Raw genomic sequence first — 16,369 nt, 5'->3', positions numbered from 1 at the left:
GCAATCAACTTCCAGCCTATAACTTTTTTAGGCTGTCATACCAGCATGTGTATACAAGTATGATCTACCAAGCTTCACCACCTTTACCACCAGCAGAAGTTACTACTCTACCCGCGCAAGATGCTCCTATTACAGCGCCAGATAAAAATAGTGCAAACCCAGCTTATAAAACTGCGCGACATACAGTAGCGACTCCACTTCCACCAGAAACTACACCAGAAGCAGAATTTTCTACCAATGGCGTAGAGGAACAAGAATCATCTGCTGAAAGTAATTCTGGTGAAGTACCAGTTCAACGCAGTACGAAAGGTACAATACTTTCTGATATTTCGTTTACAAGCGGAATTCCCGAAGTATCGAACACATCAACCCAAGAACTTGATAAATGCACAACAGCAACAAATTCTGCACCAACAGTTTCAATTAGTGCAAGTTCAGCAATATCAGAAGAGTCTCCAGATTTATTAACTAAGCAATTAGTTAAATGCAAACCAGTCAAAGCACCTTCTAAAGTTACTACTACCAGCGAAACTCCAAAAAAACCGAGTAACTTGGTGGCTTTGTCTACGGAACAACCAGCACAGCCTTCACCGCAACAGAAAGTCAAAGCACCCACTCAATTCGCTACAACAACACCTGAGAACTCAGCAGCAACTACAGAACAATCAGTACAAGCTTCGGTACAACAGAAAGTCAAAGCACCCACTCAATTCGCTACAACAACACCTGAGAACTCAGCAGCAACTACAGAAAAACCAGCACAAGCTTCTGTACAACGTAAAGTCAAAGCACCGACTCAAGTCGCTACGACAACATCTGACAACTCAGCAGCAACTACAAAAAAACCAGCACAAGCTTCTGTACAACAGAAAGTCAAAGCACCAACTCAAGTTGCTACGACAACATCTGACAACTCAGCAGCAACTACAAAAAAACCAGCACAAGCTTCTGTACAACAGAAAGTCAAAGCACCAACTCAAGTTGCTACGACAACATCTGACAACTCAGCAGCAACTACAAAAAAACCAGCACAAGCTTCTGTACAACAGAAAGTCAAAGCACCAACTCAAGTTGCTACGACAACATCTGACAACTCAGCATCAACCACCAAAAAACCAGCACAAACTTCTGTTCAACGCAAAGTCAAAACACCGACTCAAGTTGCGACGACAACTTTTGATAACAAAACCAAACCAAAAACATCAGTTCAACGTCGAAGAACTACAGCACCGGTCAAAGTTGCTAATAGTGAGAATGACTCCACAAAATTAAAACAACCACCACAACCACAAAATACTAAAGTTGAAGTTGCTAGTAATGCGGATGCAGCCAAAACACCGGAAGAATTAACTGGTTTTTTAACTAAACAACCGCAACAGCGTCAAAATACAACAGCCTCAGCTTCAGCGACAATTGCCGCTAAAGCACCAGAAGACTTGGCAACTTTTGTTAATAAACAAAGATCGCAAACAATTACAGCACTCTCTGAAGTAGCTACCAACGAAACTGATACAAATGTTGATAATTTTGGTACTTTTTTAGCAAAACAAACACCTCAATCACAGTTTCCTGATGTCACAACAACAGAATCTACCGCCGCAACTAGCGAAACTTCGATAAATTCGCATGACTTAGCAGCATTTTTAACAAAACAACCATCTAATTCATCACTTCAATATAAAGTTGCCAATGTACCGTCTGAAGTTCCTACTAACAGCCAGACATCTAAAAAATCAGAAGATTTATCAGCATTTTTAACAAAACAACCAGCTCATCCACAGGTTCCGCAAAAAACAGCTACTAACACTACTCCTGCACCAAGTTCAGCCACAGAATCAACTCCACAACCCAACACTAAACCTGCTGAAGTACAACCGCCAAAACAAGGAGTAGATGTTAGTAAAAATATCTTAAATATAGATGACAACTCACGTATCACTTTTACCCAAACAGCAAGCTCAAATTTAGAGAATTTATTGCTAGGAGTAATTATTAATCGAAAAGAAGTAGGAAGCTTAGATGTTATCCGCCAAGGAAATACCTTGCTTCTACCTTTGGATGACTTTGCTAAACTTGCTGGTTTTACAGTAGAGACAAAAGATAACAATACATATTTAAATACGCCTTTAGGTACAATTAATCTTGCAGAGAGTGATATTCAAAATTTTAAAGGTATCAACTATATTAGTGATGCCTTTGTTAGAGAAAAACTCTCGACAAATATTGAATTTAATTCTTTGGATCTGGCTTTAATTATTGACTTACCTTGGCGGGGTGATGGCACAGCATATACAAACCAAGCAGTTAACTTACAACCAGATGTATTTGCACCACTCAATGGTTTTTCTAATTTAAGGCAAGAGTTAAATATTGTTAATAATGCTGGCGATGTCAACTTACGCAGTTCTACATTACTGGGTGGCAGATTAGCAGGTGGTTTATGGCGTGTAAGGGTAAATAATAATTTTGAAAACTCTCCTGATGTATCAGAATATTTTTACTATAAACGCAATGGTAGATTTCTTTATCAAGTCGGTCGGCAACAAATTGGTATTAACCCATTAGTAAATAGTCTGAATTTGACCGGAGCGCAATTCGGTTATACAAATATACCAACAAATCGCTTTAATCAAACTAACAATGCGAATGAGTTATTACCAAGACGTTCTCGACCTTTACAAACTTTCCAAGGTGTAGTTCCAGCCGCAAGTTTTGTACAACTGAGGGTTTCTGGAGTTGTTGTAGCACAGCAACAGGTAGGGTTTGATGGTAGATATGAGTTTGTTGATGTTAATTTACCTGTTGGACAAAATAATCAAATTGAAATTTTAGTTTTTGACCGGAATAATTTAAATGTTCCTAGTGAAATCCGTTCTGTGAGAATTAATGCTTCTGATTTATTATTACCAGCAGGTGGTAATGTTCAATTAGCTGGGGTGGGTTTAACTGGAAATTTAGTCCAAAATTCTTTGTTTGATAATAACAATGGTACTGATGCTGGGCAATTTGCTGGATTTTACCAAATTCGCCAAGGTATTTCTAATAATTTAACTTTTGAAGGTTCTGTACAAGCGATCCCTGATACAATTCAAAGCCAAGCTGGATTAGTTTGGCGGGTAGCTAATCCTGTGGTTTTATCTGCTAGTGTGGGTAATTCTTTTGGCAAGTTAGCTTATAACACAGATTTAGATATTCAATTAGGACAGTTAGATATTACGGCTAATTCCCAGTCTTATCCCAACGGATATCGGAATGGAAAAAACTCTGGTGAGTTCTTTAACCATAGTGCAGAAGTAAGTTATCGATTTAATAATAAGTTTCAGTTAGGGTTTCTAGCACGTAGTCGTAAAAGCGGTACGGATACAAATGAATATATATCACCAACTTTCTTTCTACAACCTTTTACTCGTTTATCTTTAAGTGGTAGACCTGATATTACTGGGCAGTATTTATTCAATGCTTATTATCAAGTAAATCATGCGGCACGACTATCTTTTAATACTTATGGAGATAGATATGCTAGTGATTTAAGTTATAACTTTAATCGTAACTATCAAGTTTCTTTAGGTACTGATTTTGGTGGTAATTATGCTACTCGCTATACAGCGACGTTGAACTATAGTCCTGCAAGTATTAGACAACTGAGTTGGCGAATGGGGTTGGCTTACCGTGAGGGTAATTTTGGCCCGATTGTTGGTGCGAGTATGCAAGTACTACCGGGATTATTCGCCAGGGTTGAATATCAAGGAATTCCCTTTGCTGGGAGAAGAAATGCTTTTGGCGGATTTAATGACGATCGCCTGACGGTATCATTAGTCTCAGACTTGTCATTTGCTGGTGGTCGGGCTGTTCCTAGTAGCTTTAGTTCTCTTGGTAAAGACCGTGGTGCGATCGCGGGACGCATTGCTGTCTCAGGCGAAAATCAAGGTTATGATTTACAAGGCGCTAGTGTCAGAGTCATCAATAACCACAACAAACCTGTGGGTGGTGCAAAAACAGACTCCAGTGGTAACTTCTTTGTTGGCGGTTTACCAGAAGGTGTCTATCGCGTCGAAGTTGACCCAGAACAATTACCTGTAGAACTCACCGTACAAAAAACCAGCCGTGTAGCTGAGGTGGGAATGGCAGGTGTAACGAATGTAGATTTTACTGCCAGATTAGAATATGGTTTAGCAGGCAGAATTACTGATGTTGCAGGTCAACCCATGTCTGATGTCCGGGTAGAACTCGTCAATCTTGATGGTACAGAAGTTTTAGCAGCGATGACTGACGAATTTGGATTGTATCGTGTAGATGGTGTGCCTGTTGGTAAGTATACATTGCGAATTCCACCCCAAGAAGCGATCGCCAATAGTGAGACTTTCCCCAAACGCGATGTCACTATTCACAACGAGTTCGTCTATGACCAAAATCTACAATTACCAATTTCTACAGCCGCAAAGGAAACTAAAGAAAAGTAACGTTTTTTGTGTTTTACTAGCAAATTAATTCAAAATCCCAAATTTAAAATCCCAATTATCTGACTTTTGTAAAAAAGCAACTTCTCGGCAATTACAAATTTCCACTACTATGTTTATTGTTCTTCAGCCTTGTGGGCTACTTCTGGCTACCCGCAGATCGTCATGCCGAAATCCAAAAAGATTGCCAATCCCATCAATCTCAATGATCCACAATACTATATCAACCGAGAGTTAAGCTGGCTGGAATTTAATAACAGAGTGTTGCATGAAGCCTTTGACTCACGCACACCACTTTTAGAAAGACTGAAGTTTTTAGCTATCTTCAGTTCTAATTTAGATGAGTTTTTCATGGTGCGAATTGCTGCTTTAAAGCAACAAGTAGAAGCAAAGGTAACTCAGTTAACACCCGATGGCCGTACCCCGCAACAACAGTTAGATGATATTCGGTTGCACCTTAGCCCGCAAGTAGTTAAACAGCATCAGCATTTTGAAGAAGTCTTGCGTCCGCTACTAGCCAACCACGGCATTCATATCCTGGACTACATTAATTTAAACCAAAAACAACGGACTTATTTAGATAATTATTTTGAAGAACAAATCTTTCCCGTTTTGACTCCTTTGGCCGTTGACCCTAGCCATCCTTTCCCCTACATTTCCAATCTCAGTTTAAATTTGGCAGTGGTGGTCAAAAACCCAGATACCGAAGAAGAATTTTTCGCCAGAGTCAAAGTCCCAAGCGTGTTACCCAGATTTTTGCCTTTACCGCCAGAGTTGGGTATTCAAGAAAATGGCCATACAGCCAACTGGACAGGTGTACCTTTAGAACAAGCGATCGCTCATAACCTACACACTCTGTTTCCAGGGATGAATATCCAAGAATACCATCCCTTCCGCATTACCCGTGATGCTGATTTAGCATTGGAAGAAGATGAAGCCGATGATTTGTTGTTAGCCATTGAACAAGAATTACGCAAACGCCGGATTGGTGGTAGTCCCGTCAGAATCGAAATTCAATCCCAAACCCCAGAACCAATCCGCACAAGGTTATTACAAGATTTAGATTTAACCGACAGCGATGTTTATGAGGTCGATGGTTTATTGGGTTTACGCGATTTGATGTATTTTCTGGCTTTACCTTTGCCAGAACTGAAAGATCCCCCCCGTCAATCTGTTGTTCCTTCTCGTCTACAAAGGTTGCGCGAACCGAATGTAGATGAAGATGTGTTGGAAATGGAAGAAGGCAAAGATTTTTTTTCGGTGATTAGGGAAAAGGATCTTTTCGTCCACCATCCTTATCAATCTTTTTCCGCAACAGTGGTGCGGTTTATCACCCATGCAGCCCATGACCCGAATGTACTGGCCATCAAAATGACCCTTTACCGGACTTCCGGTGATTCGCCAATCGTTAATGCTTTAATTGCTGCGGCTGAAAATGGCAAGCAAGTATCAGTCTTAGTAGAATTAAAAGCCCGATTTGATGAAGAAAATAATATTTACTGGGCTAGGCGTTTAGAACGGGTGGGAGTACACGTTGTCTATGGGTTAGTTGGTTTAAAAACCCATTGCAAAACCGTGATGGTAGTGCGGCGCGAAAAAGACAGAATGCGTCGTTATGTGCATATCGGCACAGGAAATTATAACCCTAAAACTGCAAGACTATATACCGATTTAGGATTGTTTAGTTGTCGTGAAGAATTAGGCGCTGATATTACAGATTTGTTTAATTTTTTAACTGGCTATTCCCGGCAAAAATCCTATCGAGAATTATTAGTTGCACCTGTGAATATGCGCGATCGCTTTTTGTCTTTAATTCAGCGCGAAATCGAAAATGTCAAAAATGGTTTTTCTGGGCGCATTGTTGCCAAAATGAACTCCCTTGTTGACCCACAAATCATCGCCACTTTATACGAAGCTTCCCGCGCTGGTGTACAAATCGATTTGATTATTAGGGGCATTTGCTGTTTACGTCCAGGAATCAAGGACATCAGTGAAAACATTCGCATAATCAGCATTGTCGGTCGCTTTTTAGAACATTCCCGCGTCTATTATTTCTACAACAATGGTCAAGAAGAAATCTATATTGGTAGTGCCGACTGGATGCGCCGCAACTTAGATCGGCGAGTGGAAGTGATTACCCCAATCAAAGATCAAGATATTGCTAAAGATTTGCAAGAAATCTTAGGAATTATGCTGGCAGATAACCGCCAAGCTTGGGAATTACAAGCTGATGGTACTTATATCCAACGCCGTCCCGGAGATGATTGTCCCGAAACACATTCACAAATAACTCTGATGAATATGGCACTCCGTTCTACAGGCGGAACACCGAATTTACTAGATGCTCAAAAGAGTTTTTCCTACACTGATAACTAGTAAAAATTTGATTTTTTTAGTAAAGTTTAATTTTTCCGTATTTTCTCTATGTAAATTGGTTGATAAAACAGGAGTTATCAACCATAAGATAGAGTAATTATCGGGACTAGCTCTCATAAACTATAAACATTGTTGTCACTAATTTTTTACCCTTGAATGTTAATGCTCTCCTGTGAGTCTTCTGTGTTACGTGTTCTCGTGGTTGATGACCATGAACTAACTCGTCTAACCCTACAATTGGCTTTTTCTTGTCAAGAGAATATTCAAGTTGTGGGGTTAGCGAGTAACGGTCAAGAAGCGATCGAAATGGTAAAATGCTGTCGTCCTGATGTGATTGTTTTAGATTTACAAATGCCCATCATGGACGGGTGGAGTGCTTCGAGTCAAATTAAAGCCATTTCTCCCCAGACTCAAATACTTGCTTACTCTTCAGTAGAAGAGGCTAAATCTCCTCGCGCCACAGGAATGGCTAATTTCGATGATTTTTGTAAAAAAGATGTCTCAACCTCTGAACTCATCGCTTTAGTCAGACAATTAGGCAAACGTAGAGGCGACAGTGAAATTATGCGATAAATTGGCACAAATGCTATGTTGACTTAGGCTTGGCTCATGGGTGGAGAGCTAGTAATGTTTTGTTATTGAGAAGCGTCGGCATCACTTTTGTATTATCAGAGATACCGACGCAATTTTTAGTACAAATTAATTATTTCCCGTTTCTGGGATAGTACGTTTATATTCATCAAGTAAGTCATCTAGTTCTTCTAAAGCTTGATTGACATCTATTCTCAAAGTTCCTAAATTTGGCTGTTCTAAGAGACTCAAAAGATAGTCGCGTTTGCTTTGAACTGCTGCAACTCGTTCTTTTATAGTTTGTAAATCCATTGTTTATCTGCCTTTGATTAACTACAGTCCAGTTTAAAGTTAGCGCAAAATCAGGCAAAGCTTGAACAACTCGACGAAAGTTATACGGCTGTCATCATCTGTGACACATAGCCGATGATAATAAAACTAATGTCTTAATAAATATTATCTTCTGCTCATGTTACGCCAAATCTCTTTGGGAACTCTAGGTTTAACAGTTGGTAGCATATTAACCCTTGTTGGCTTCATTGCCTATGCTGCGAATAATGCCACTCTCAATCTTGTAGGGTTTTTTTATGGTTTTCCCTTGTTATTGGGGGGACTAGCACTCAAAGCCAATGAACTTAAACCAATACCCTTCAGCCAAGTCACAGCACCATCGGTATTATCTCTGCGTGAGCAGCAAGCAACTGTCACGCAAAATAAAATCCGCAAAGACATCACTCGGTATTGTTATGGTCAAGATGCTCACTTGGATGCAGCACTTTCTTACTTAGGTCTCAGCCCCACCGACGAAGAAAGACCAATTGTTACAGGTTTAAGGGAAGAAGAAACTAATGGTGCTTACACCTTAATTTTAGAATTTGATTCTCCTGATATACCCATTCATGTTTGGCAACAAAAACAAGAAAAAATGACCAGTTACTTTGGCCCTGGAGTAGAGATCAAAATTACCCAGCCCGATGCAGATAAAATAGAGTTAGCGTTGGTTACTAGTCAATAGTCAATGGTCAATGGTCAATAGCAATAAATATTAATTATTAGCTATTGACTGTGCGATCGCCTAATGACGATTGACCGACAATCACTTTTCTAACCGAACTGCATACCACTGTAAATATTGACCCGCGCCAACATCTAACTCACAACTAGTATCGATGAGATATTGAACTCTAGCTTCTAAAGACTCAATATTTTGTAAATCTGGTGGTAAATCTTGAGAATTTATGGTCTGTAAAACTGTTTTCAGCTTGTCAAATAACTCTGATGCTGTGAGAAATTGTTCTGGTTGGTTAGTTTCTAACACCACAAAGTTATCTTGTTGATACATTAAAGAGTCTGGCATAGCAGTAATTGAGTTAATTTAAATTTATTTTTATTAAATATTTTAGCGGTAATAAGATTATTTAAACAATTTTTCTGTAAGTGTGACTTCGTATATTCTAGTATTTAAATAAAGATTATTTAAAAGCTTATCTATGATTTTTTGTTACCTCCCAATTATGCAGATTGAAATCAGCAATTTTACTTAACTCGAAAGTAAGTTGACCTTTAAAAAATAAAGTTTTTTGTACAGCTTGATATTAACACTGTTTAATCTGGGTAATTGCTCATCAATTTAAAGGTCTGAGATTTCCCTAAAGGTAGTAATCAAGGACGTTCTAGCGTTTTTCAGACTTAGTTTAGTTGTTTTCTCAGCTATACCTTGTCATAGCTAAGAATCTGCTGAGTATTTGCCTAAAGTCAGTTGAGAATCTAATGAAAATTCTTATAGAGTTAAAGTTTTATCTGGATAGTAACTGAGTCACGTCACTGGGGAAATATAATCATAAGCCTTCTTTGCAAAGCTAGAGCAACCCAAGTAAAAATTGCTTTTCCCTTGTCAGTAAATTGTCTATGAAACCAATTTATCTAAATCTTTCTTTACTAAAGCTGATTAAATATTCTCTTTGCCTAAAAAAATTGATTGTGCAGTCGGACAGGTTGGGTAGAAAATTTCTAGCCACGATGGCAAAATTGTGCGATCGCACCCTCCATGATCAGTCAGTAGTGCTAACAAGCACTCACTTGACGAGGAAGTTCAAACATCTTACAAAACATAGACCATTGCAGTACGACCAAGCTTTACTGCGGTCATGAACTTTCAGCTAGTTGCCTTCCAGTAAGATTGACTGTCACAAAATCTTACTCAATGGCTATCTTTTTGTGTTATGCAGGTTTTCCAGCTTACTCTTCGTCGATACTTTCATTTTCTGTGGAACGCAATTCATGTCAGGCTTAAGCTCATTTTCTCTACCTAAACAACCTCCAGTAATTCTGGTGGCTGATGATGATAAGACCATCCGCTTGCTGTTGCGTGAAGCTATGGAACAAGAAGGCTATCGAGTTGTTGAGGTTGCAGATGGCAAGCAGTGTTTAGATGCCTATGAGACTGTCAAACCCGACATAGTATTACTAGATGCAATCATGCCTGTTATGGATGGCTTTACTTGTTGTAAAAACCTGCTCCAAATTGCCAGAAATAATCTGATGTCAGCATTGGCAAATCTTGATACTGACTCTGCTACAGGCAACACCGTGATTTCCAAATTATGGGAACGCACACCTATATTAATGATTACGAGTTTGAATGATGCAGAATCTGTAGACCGTGCTTTTGAAGCAGGAGCCTCTGATTATGTTACCAAGCCAATTCATTGGGCAGTTTTGCGCCAGCGTTTACGTCGTCTACTACAACAAGCGCAAGTATATAAACAATTAGAAGCAGCCAACCTAGCTTTACAACAACTTGCTAATGTTGATGGCTTAACAGGTCTGGCTAATCGCCGTCGTTTTGATGAATATCTGAATACTCAATGGATAAATTTAGCACAGGAAGAATCTCCTCTGTCATTAATCTTATGTGATATTGATTATTTCAAGTTTTATAACGATCAATATGGTCATCCAGCCGGGGATGTTTGTTTGCAGAGAGTGGGTGCTGTTTTGAGCAAAAATGCACAAAAACATCATGATTTAGTAGCTCGTTATGGTGGCGAAGAATTTGCTGTAGTTATGCCAAATACTCCTGCTGCTGGTGCATTTCATGTAGCCACGGCAATGCAAGCCGGTGTTAACAACTTACAAATTGTTCACGATGCGTCTGCGGTAAATGAGTATGTCACGCTGAGTATCGGCGTAGCTACCCTAACTCCTACATGGGAATCTTCACCTTCTGATTTGATTGTGGCCGCAGATAAAGCACTTTACACCGCCAAGGCTGAAGGGCGTAATCGGATTATTCTCAGATAAAGTAGGGGAAAGAATTAAAAGTAGAGACGTTGTATACAACATCTCTACAGGATTTCTATAGTGCAGCCTCTCATAAAATTGGTATAACTGCTGTGGCTATGGCTAGAAAAATAATGAATAACAATACAAAAAAGAAGCCTAAATAGGCTTCTTAGTTAAAAACAAGTATTGAAACTGGAACTATTTAACGGTAACTTTACCACCAGCTTCTTCAATCCGTTTCTTAGCATCTTCAGCAGCTTCTTTAGTGATCGCTTCTTTGATTGGCTTAGGAGCAGCTTCTACCAAGTCTTTAGCTTCTTTCAAGCCTAGACCAGTCAACTCACGTACAATCTTCAGTACGGCAATCTTCTTATCAGCAGGAACAGATTCCAGAATTACGTCGAACTCTGTTTTTTCTTCAACAGGTTCAGCAGCAACAGCACCAGTAGGAGCCGCAACAGCTACACCAACGGGAGCAGCAGCACTTACACCAAAAGCTTCTTCAATTTGCTTAACTAATTCAGCAGCTTCTAGTAAGGTCAAGGATTTCAACTGTTCTAAAATGTTATCGGTTGTTGCAGACATTGATGTAACTCCGTAATGTTTGATTAGTTAATTTGTCATTTGTCATTTGTCATTTGTGATTACCACTGACTATTGACTCTTGACTAAAGAAGTCTAAAGAATGAAAAAAATCAGTAAATAAGCCATTTTTGAATAATCGGCTTATTTCACACTTCATACTTCATACTTCATACTTTATTCAGCCGCGCTTCCTTGTTCTTGTTCAGCCACAGCTTGCAAAGCACGAGCCAAGCCACCAGGAACTTCGTTGATACCAACAGCAATTTTGGTAGCCAATGCGTTGATAGCTCCAGCAATTTGACCCATGAGTTGTTCTTTGGATGGCAAGTCTCCTAAAGCCTTGACATCAGCTTCTTTCAGCAGACGGCCTTCCATGACACCGCCACGCATTTCGGTTTTCTTGGTGGCTTTTTGGAAGTCTTGGTAAGCCTTAATTGCTGAAGAGAAATCTTCTTTGACTAATAAAAAGGCAGAAGAACCTTTCAGCAACTCAGACAGTGGTTGCCATTTTTCGTCTTCTTGAATGGCAATACCCATTAAGGTATTTTTTGTTACCTTACAAGTAGTGCCTGTAGGACGCAGCCGCCGCCGCAAATCTGTGATTTCGGCAACTGTTAGCCCTTGGTATTCAATTACCAGTGCTAAAGTTGACTCACTCAAAGATTGTTTGAGGTCAGCTACTATTTCTTGTTTGTTTTCTAACGTTCTACCCATCTTGTTTCACCTCCAAGGGCAAAATCAGCGATTTCCCTGCTTGTGTGTTGTAGTTCTGAACAACCAAAAACAATAAACCCCAGTTTTTTGAACCGGGGTTTCGCAGCAAAACTCTTGACGCTGTAGTGTCTACGCCTTGTAGGTAGTACTTCAGGCAGTGAGAGTTTTAACCTCGGCAGGATATTAAGCTATTCGCACCTGCTGTCTCCGGTTTGAACTATTTAGTTTTAGGGGAGTGGTGAGTTGGGAGTAGTGAGTAGGGTTTTGCTCTTCTACCCCCTCAACCCTATTCCCATTTCTTATGCAGCTTCGGTCAGTTTTAAATCCCGTAAAGCGGTGATGTCAACTTTAATTGCAGGCCCCATCGTAGCAGATACATAGAAGGTTCGCCAATAGCGGCCTTTTGCTCCCGAAGGACGGTTACGGTCAATTGTTTCTTGTAACGCCTTCAAGTTTACTAACAAATCTTCTGGGGAGAAACCTGCCTTACCAAACATAACATGAACAATACCTGTACGGTCAGCCCGGAATTCTAATTTACCAGCTTTGAATTCAGCGATCGCACTTGCAATGTCAAATGTTACTGTACCACCTTTGGGGGATGGCATCAAACCACGGGGGCCTAGTAATTTACCTAGTTTCGCTACCTGTGGCATGACATCTGGTGTAGCAATGAGTTTATCGAAATCCATCATCCCTTTTTGGATTTCGTCAATCAATTCTTCCGAACCAACAATATCAGCACCAGCGTTGGTTGCTTCTGTGACTTTTTCACCTCTAGCGATAACTGCTACCCTGACAATTTGCCCTGTGCCTTTGGGTAGTGCTACCGTTGTCCGCAACTGTTGGTCTGTATACTTGGGATCAATTCCCAGCCGGATATGCGCTTCGGCGGCTTCGGGGAATTTTGCTGTTGCTGTTTCTTTGAGTAGTGTTAAAGCTTCTATGGGCGCGTAGTCCCTATCCTCTACTTTTGCTTGCAGTTCTCGCAAGCGACGTGATATTTTTTTTGTCATTTTTTTCTCCTGGGGTCAATGGCGAAGCTTGGCTTCTCCCCCGATAGTTTTTTAAGTGCTGAGTGCTGTTAGCGGTAGCGGGGCGTTTAGCCCGTGCTGAGTGCGAAGTTATATTCTTTCCTTCTGACCCCTGCCTCCTGCCTTCTTGTACTATTCAGTAATGGTAACGCCCATGTTTTTAGCGGTTCCGGCCACAATGTTCATTGCCGCGTCGATGTCGTTGGCGTTGAGGTCGGGTAACTTGGTTTGAGCAATTTCCCGCAATTGCGCTTTGGTAATGGAACCAACTTTCTTTTTGTTAGGTTCGTTGGAACCTCTTTCGATTTTCGCTGCTTTGCGAATCAATACTGATGCTGGTGGGGTTTTGAGTACAAATGTAAAACTCCGGTCTTCATAAACGGAGATTTCTACAGGGATAACCATACCAGCTTGATCGGCTGTTTTGGCGTTGTACTCTTTGCAGAACATCATGATGTTCACACCATGTTGACCCAATGCGGGGCCAACTGGTGGTGCTGGGTTGGCTTTTCCAGCATTCAGGGCCAGTTTAATGACCGCTACTACTTTTTTCGCCATTTGTATTTAGCTCTGTTTTTCTACCTGATTGAATTCCAATTCAACGGGTGTATCTCTGCCAAAAATCGAGAGCAAGGCTTTGAGTTTACTACGCTCTGGACTGACTTCAATCACCTCGCCTTCAAAGTCCTTAAATGGGCCAGAAAGCACGACAATTTTATCACCTGTAGCCATGTCAATTTTGAGGACTGGCTCTTGTTCGGTGGTTTGTTTAAATATCCGCTCGACTTCTGAGTAACTCAGAGGTACTGGTTTAACGTGGCCACGACCTTTGGCACTGCCACGTTTTTGTTCTGCGCCGACAAAGTTGATCACATGAGAGGTGTTACGTACTACCTGCCATGTATCATCATTCAGCACCATTCTGACTAGCACATAGCCAGGAAAGACTTTTTCTTCTGTATGCTGGCGACTGCCATCTTTCCGAATTTTGACTGCTGGCGTATGCGGAATTTCGACTTGAATGATTTTGTCGGCAACGTCAAAGGTTTGGATGCGTTGTTCCAAGTTGGTTTTGACGCGCTTTTCACAGCCGGAGGCTACTTGTACTGCATACCACCGCGCTTCTTTAAGCGCCGCTTCTGCTGTTTCCTCTGACTGCAAATTTGAGTTAAGTGGGTCGTCTGTTGCAAAAGTCATCAGAACACCTGTTTTGCGGCCCAAGCAAACAATCCATCCACCAAATAAATCAAAGATGCGGAGAGTGTCACCATTAACAGCACGGCTGCTGATTCGCTCACTAGCTGTCTGCGACTTGGCCAAACTACTTTTTCAAGTTCTTCTTTTGTGCCTTGAACAAAGTTTTGGATGTTTAGACCGCCAGTGTTTTCCGGCATTTCAGCTTCATTTTTTTTCGCCACTGTTGTTTATCCCCCCGTTTCTTGTACAGCTATATCCTGCTTAGTTTTATCTCAGGTTTACAGCTTTGATTCCAGCCTGCTGACTTGCAGCAAAAATTCTCTAAAGTATAAAACAATTATACCCGAAATGGTAAACACTAACTACGTTGCTGGTAGAAGTGCTACTGTTTCGGGTTTTGTTTTTGCTTGCGAGCGCGCCCTGGAGGACTTGAACCCCCGACATCAGGTTTTGGAGACCTGCGTTCTACCAACTGAACTAAGAGCGCACAGGTTGGTTTTGATTCGGTGATTGCGCTGAACTTTTATTTAGTTTAACGCAATTGCGATTCTGATTGTACATGATTTTTGTCGGGGAAGCAACTTAGCGGCAAAAGCCGCTTGTTAATTGAGATTTCTCTCATACCCTGAGCAAAAAATTACAAAGGACGGTCGAAGCGTTGCTTGATCCGAGTTGCTTTACCAACGCGATCGCGCAGGTAGTAAAGTTTAGCACGACGTACTTTACCACGGCGGACAACTTTAATGCTGTCAATGCGTGGAGAATGTAATAAAAATACGCGCTCTACACCTACTCCTTGAAACACACGGCGAACTGTAATAGTTTCGTTAATACCGCCATTGCGTTTAGCAATCACAACGCCTTCGTAGGGTTGGACGCGGTATTTGTCGCCTTCTTTGATTTTCACACCGACTTTGACTGTATCGCCCACATAAATGTCGGGCAAGTTAGATTTTAATTGTTCCGCTTCTATGGAGCGGATAATCTCTTGAGCGTTCATAGCTTATCTGCTGAAAAACCCACAATCATCAATAATAAATCGAAAATCGACTTTCAGTCTAGTAATATTTAAGATTTAAAATTTTACCCGATCCGACATATCCCAAAATGAAGGCTATATTGCATAAAGCTTTGCTACAGGTGTGATGTTTATGAAATTTAGCATTGTGATCACTACCTATAACCGCGTCAGCTTACTGCGTCGAGCCGTTGATTCTGCCATCAACCAGACAATTCCTTGCGAAGTAATTGTAGCTGATGATTGTTCCACTGATGACACACAAGTCTACGTAGAAAGCTTAGGTGATAGAGTAATTTACCATCGTAATCAGGTAAATCAAGGTCATGCAGCGACGGTAAACGCAGGAGTTAAACAAGCCAGTGGTGAGTGGATTAAGTTTTTAGATGATGATGATTATCTAGCTGATAATTGTATCGAAGAGATGGCAAAGGCGATCGCTTTTTGTCCAAGTGCGGTGATTTGCTCTTGTGTTGCGGCTCAGGTGAATGAACATGAAGTAGAACTCAGTCGCACTCCTCAGCTTGGACATGGGTTGGCTTTTTCTGTTCCTCAAGCGGATATTCACTACGGAATGCTGTTGGAATTATTGCCTTTTGGTACACCTGTGCAAGTTGCTTGTAGCCGTGATGCTTTCTGTAAAACAGGTGGTTGGGATTCCCAACTTGATGCGAATTGTGATGATATAGATTCTTGGCTGAGAATTGTCCAATTTGGTGATGCTATTTTTCTGAATCAATGTCTAGCTTATCGCACCATTTGGCCGGGTGCTTATAATCATAAATTCGCCGTATCGAAAAGATTAGATACCAATATTTTAATCAAGGAGAAAATTTATCCTTTAGTTCATAAAAATCATCATAATCATCTTCCTAAGATGGAGGATATCAAAAAATATCTCATATTGCATTGGGCGTTTGTTGCACTCAAGCAGAAAAACTTTGTAGTCTTTCTGAGGATGTTTTATCAATCTGCTTTCTCGCTGATGGTCTGGAAAATTCTCTTAACTATTATTTTCTGCCGCAATTTACATTTTCAAAATAAACTGATCACAAAATCTGTTCTATATTATTAAATAATAGATAATTTCTGGATATAAATACGATTTATCGATTTTTATAGAGACGTTGTAT

The 16,369-nt window shown here is 40.5% G+C and carries 15 protein-coding genes, 1 tRNA gene and 1 other annotated feature; of the genes, 6 read left to right on the top strand and 10 right to left on the bottom strand.

The features are described from left to right. Window positions 1–59 precede the first annotated feature (59 nt). The 3 genes from H6G28_RS18030 (at window position 60) to H6G28_RS18020 (ending at window position 7,406) form a co-directional block, all read left to right on the top strand. Complete coding sequence (locus H6G28_RS18030) at window positions 60–4,460, top strand: carboxypeptidase regulatory-like domain-containing protein (RefSeq protein ID WP_190672852.1); 4,401 nt, start codon at window positions 60–62, stop codon at window positions 4,458–4,460. Window positions 4,461–4,622: 162 nt separating this feature from the next. Beyond that, window positions 4,623–6,833, top strand: a complete 2,211-nt coding sequence (ppk1, locus tag H6G28_RS18025) for a polyphosphate kinase 1 (protein WP_190589111.1) — start codon at window positions 4,623–4,625, stop codon at window positions 6,831–6,833. Between the two features lie 156 nt (window positions 6,834–6,989). Beyond that, window positions 6,990–7,406 (top strand): response regulator, encoded by a 417-nt coding sequence (locus tag H6G28_RS18020; protein WP_190589109.1) that lies wholly within the window; start codon window positions 6,990–6,992, stop codon window positions 7,404–7,406. Between the two features lie 126 nt (window positions 7,407–7,532). Here the strand turns inward: H6G28_RS18020 and H6G28_RS18015 are convergent, their stop codons facing one another. Then, window positions 7,533–7,715, bottom strand: coding sequence for a hypothetical protein (locus H6G28_RS18015; RefSeq protein ID WP_190589107.1), 183 nt, complete (start codon window positions 7,713–7,715; stop codon window positions 7,533–7,535). A 157-nt stretch (window positions 7,716–7,872) separates the two neighbouring features. Between H6G28_RS18015 and H6G28_RS18010 the strand changes: the two genes are divergently transcribed. Further along, entirely contained in the window at window positions 7,873–8,418 is a 546-nt protein-coding gene (locus tag H6G28_RS18010) for a DUF2854 domain-containing protein (RefSeq protein WP_190672849.1), read from the top strand. A gap of 81 nt (window positions 8,419–8,499) precedes the next feature. On the opposite strand, the gene H6G28_RS18005 is transcribed toward H6G28_RS18010, so the two are convergent. Further along, complete coding sequence (locus tag H6G28_RS18005) at window positions 8,500–8,760, bottom strand: CRR7 family NDH-1 assembly protein (RefSeq protein WP_190589103.1); 261 nt, start codon at window positions 8,758–8,760, stop codon at window positions 8,500–8,502. 923 nt (window positions 8,761–9,683) lie between these two features. On the opposite strand from H6G28_RS18005, the gene H6G28_RS18000 reads away from it, so the two are divergent. Beyond that, window positions 9,684–10,706 carry a GGDEF domain-containing response regulator gene (locus tag H6G28_RS18000; RefSeq protein ID WP_190589101.1) on the top strand — a complete coding sequence of 341 codons (1,023 nt, stop codon included), beginning with the start codon at window positions 9,684–9,686 and terminating at the stop codon, window positions 10,704–10,706. A 180-nt stretch (window positions 10,707–10,886) separates the two neighbouring features. Here H6G28_RS18000 and rplL read toward each other — a convergent pair whose 3' ends face one another. The 8 genes from rplL to rplS form a co-directional block, all read right to left on the bottom strand. Next, window positions 10,887–11,273, bottom strand: a complete 387-nt coding sequence (gene rplL, locus H6G28_RS17995; RefSeq protein WP_190589099.1) for a 50S ribosomal protein L7/L12 — start codon at window positions 11,271–11,273, stop codon at window positions 10,887–10,889. Window positions 11,274–11,447: 174 nt separating this feature from the next. Further along, the gene (gene rplJ / locus H6G28_RS17990) at window positions 11,448–11,987 is read right to left on the bottom strand and encodes a 50S ribosomal protein L10 (protein WP_190589097.1); all 540 of its coding nucleotides are present in this window, start codon (window positions 11,985–11,987) and stop codon (window positions 11,448–11,450) included. A gap of 62 nt (window positions 11,988–12,049) precedes the next feature. Next, window positions 12,050–12,216: a sequence feature (ribosomal protein L10 leader region), on the bottom strand. Window positions 12,217–12,286: 70 nt separating this feature from the next. After that, a complete protein-coding gene (gene rplA, locus H6G28_RS17985; RefSeq protein WP_190589094.1) occupies window positions 12,287–13,003 on the bottom strand; it encodes a 50S ribosomal protein L1 in 717 nt (238 codons plus the stop codon). 150 nt (window positions 13,004–13,153) lie between these two features. Continuing rightward, window positions 13,154–13,579: a 50S ribosomal protein L11 gene (gene rplK, locus H6G28_RS17980; protein ID WP_190589092.1), complete on the bottom strand. Its 426-nt coding sequence runs from the start codon at window positions 13,577–13,579 to the stop codon at window positions 13,154–13,156. Window positions 13,580–13,585: 6 nt separating this feature from the next. Further along, entirely contained in the window at window positions 13,586–14,218 is a 633-nt protein-coding gene (gene nusG / locus H6G28_RS17975) for a transcription termination/antitermination protein NusG (protein WP_190589090.1), read from the bottom strand. Beyond that, the gene (gene secE / locus H6G28_RS17970; protein ID WP_190589088.1) at window positions 14,218–14,439 is read right to left on the bottom strand and encodes a preprotein translocase subunit SecE; all 222 of its coding nucleotides are present in this window, start codon (window positions 14,437–14,439) and stop codon (window positions 14,218–14,220) included. The genes nusG and secE overlap by 1 nt, the downstream gene beginning before the upstream one ends. A 193-nt stretch (window positions 14,440–14,632) precedes the next feature. Further along, window positions 14,633–14,705: transfer RNA gene (locus tag H6G28_RS17965), tRNA-Trp, on the bottom strand. Between the two features lie 150 nt (window positions 14,706–14,855). After that, entirely contained in the window at window positions 14,856–15,218 is a 363-nt protein-coding gene (gene rplS, locus H6G28_RS17960; RefSeq protein WP_190589086.1) for a 50S ribosomal protein L19, read from the bottom strand. 151 nt (window positions 15,219–15,369) lie between these two features. Here rplS and H6G28_RS17955 point away from each other — a divergent pair, with 151 nt between their 5' ends. Continuing rightward, the gene (locus tag H6G28_RS17955) at window positions 15,370–16,311 is read left to right on the top strand and encodes a glycosyltransferase family 2 protein (protein WP_190672846.1); all 942 of its coding nucleotides are present in this window, start codon (window positions 15,370–15,372) and stop codon (window positions 16,309–16,311) included. Window positions 16,312–16,369: the final 58 nt, after the last annotated feature.

Origin of the sequence: Nostoc sp. FACHB-190 (assembly GCF_014696905.1) — a bacterium.
Classification (GTDB): Bacteria; Cyanobacteriota; Cyanobacteriia; order Cyanobacteriales; family Nostocaceae; genus Nostoc_B.
The sequence above is the reverse complement of the archived record's forward strand: the minus strand, read 5'-3'. Positions and strand labels throughout refer to the sequence as shown.

Excerpts from the sequence above, each read along its gene's own strand:
- rplL (WP_190589099.1), bottom strand. The coding sequence starts at position 11,273 with ATGTCTGCAACAACCGATAACATTTTAGAACAGTTGAAATCCTTGACC.
- rplA (WP_190589094.1), bottom strand. The coding sequence starts at position 13,003 with ATGACAAAAAAAATATCACGTCGCTTGCGAGAACTGCAAGCAAAAGTA.
- H6G28_RS17955 (WP_190672846.1), top strand. The coding sequence starts at position 15,370 with ATGAAATTTAGCATTGTGATCACTACCTATAACCGCGTCAGCTTACTG.
- rplK (WP_190589092.1), bottom strand. The coding sequence starts at position 13,579 with ATGGCGAAAAAAGTAGTAGCGGTCATTAAACTGGCCCTGAATGCTGGA.
- H6G28_RS18030 (WP_190672852.1), top strand. The coding sequence starts at position 60 with ATGATCTACCAAGCTTCACCACCTTTACCACCAGCAGAAGTTACTACT.
- H6G28_RS18010 (WP_190672849.1), top strand. The coding sequence starts at position 7,873 with ATGTTACGCCAAATCTCTTTGGGAACTCTAGGTTTAACAGTTGGTAGC.
- H6G28_RS18000 (WP_190589101.1), top strand. The coding sequence starts at position 9,684 with ATGTCAGGCTTAAGCTCATTTTCTCTACCTAAACAACCTCCAGTAATT.
- rplS (WP_190589086.1), bottom strand. The coding sequence starts at position 15,218 with ATGAACGCTCAAGAGATTATCCGCTCCATAGAAGCGGAACAATTAAAA.
- H6G28_RS18005 (WP_190589103.1), bottom strand. The coding sequence starts at position 8,760 with ATGCCAGACTCTTTAATGTATCAACAAGATAACTTTGTGGTGTTAGAA.
- rplJ (WP_190589097.1), bottom strand. The coding sequence starts at position 11,987 with ATGGGTAGAACGTTAGAAAACAAACAAGAAATAGTAGCTGACCTCAAA.
- nusG (WP_190589090.1), bottom strand. The coding sequence starts at position 14,218 with ATGACTTTTGCAACAGACGACCCACTTAACTCAAATTTGCAGTCAGAG.
- H6G28_RS18015 (WP_190589107.1), bottom strand. The coding sequence starts at position 7,715 with ATGGATTTACAAACTATAAAAGAACGAGTTGCAGCAGTTCAAAGCAAA.
- ppk1 (WP_190589111.1), top strand. The coding sequence starts at position 4,623 with ATGCCGAAATCCAAAAAGATTGCCAATCCCATCAATCTCAATGATCCA.
- H6G28_RS18020 (WP_190589109.1), top strand. The coding sequence starts at position 6,990 with ATGTTAATGCTCTCCTGTGAGTCTTCTGTGTTACGTGTTCTCGTGGTT.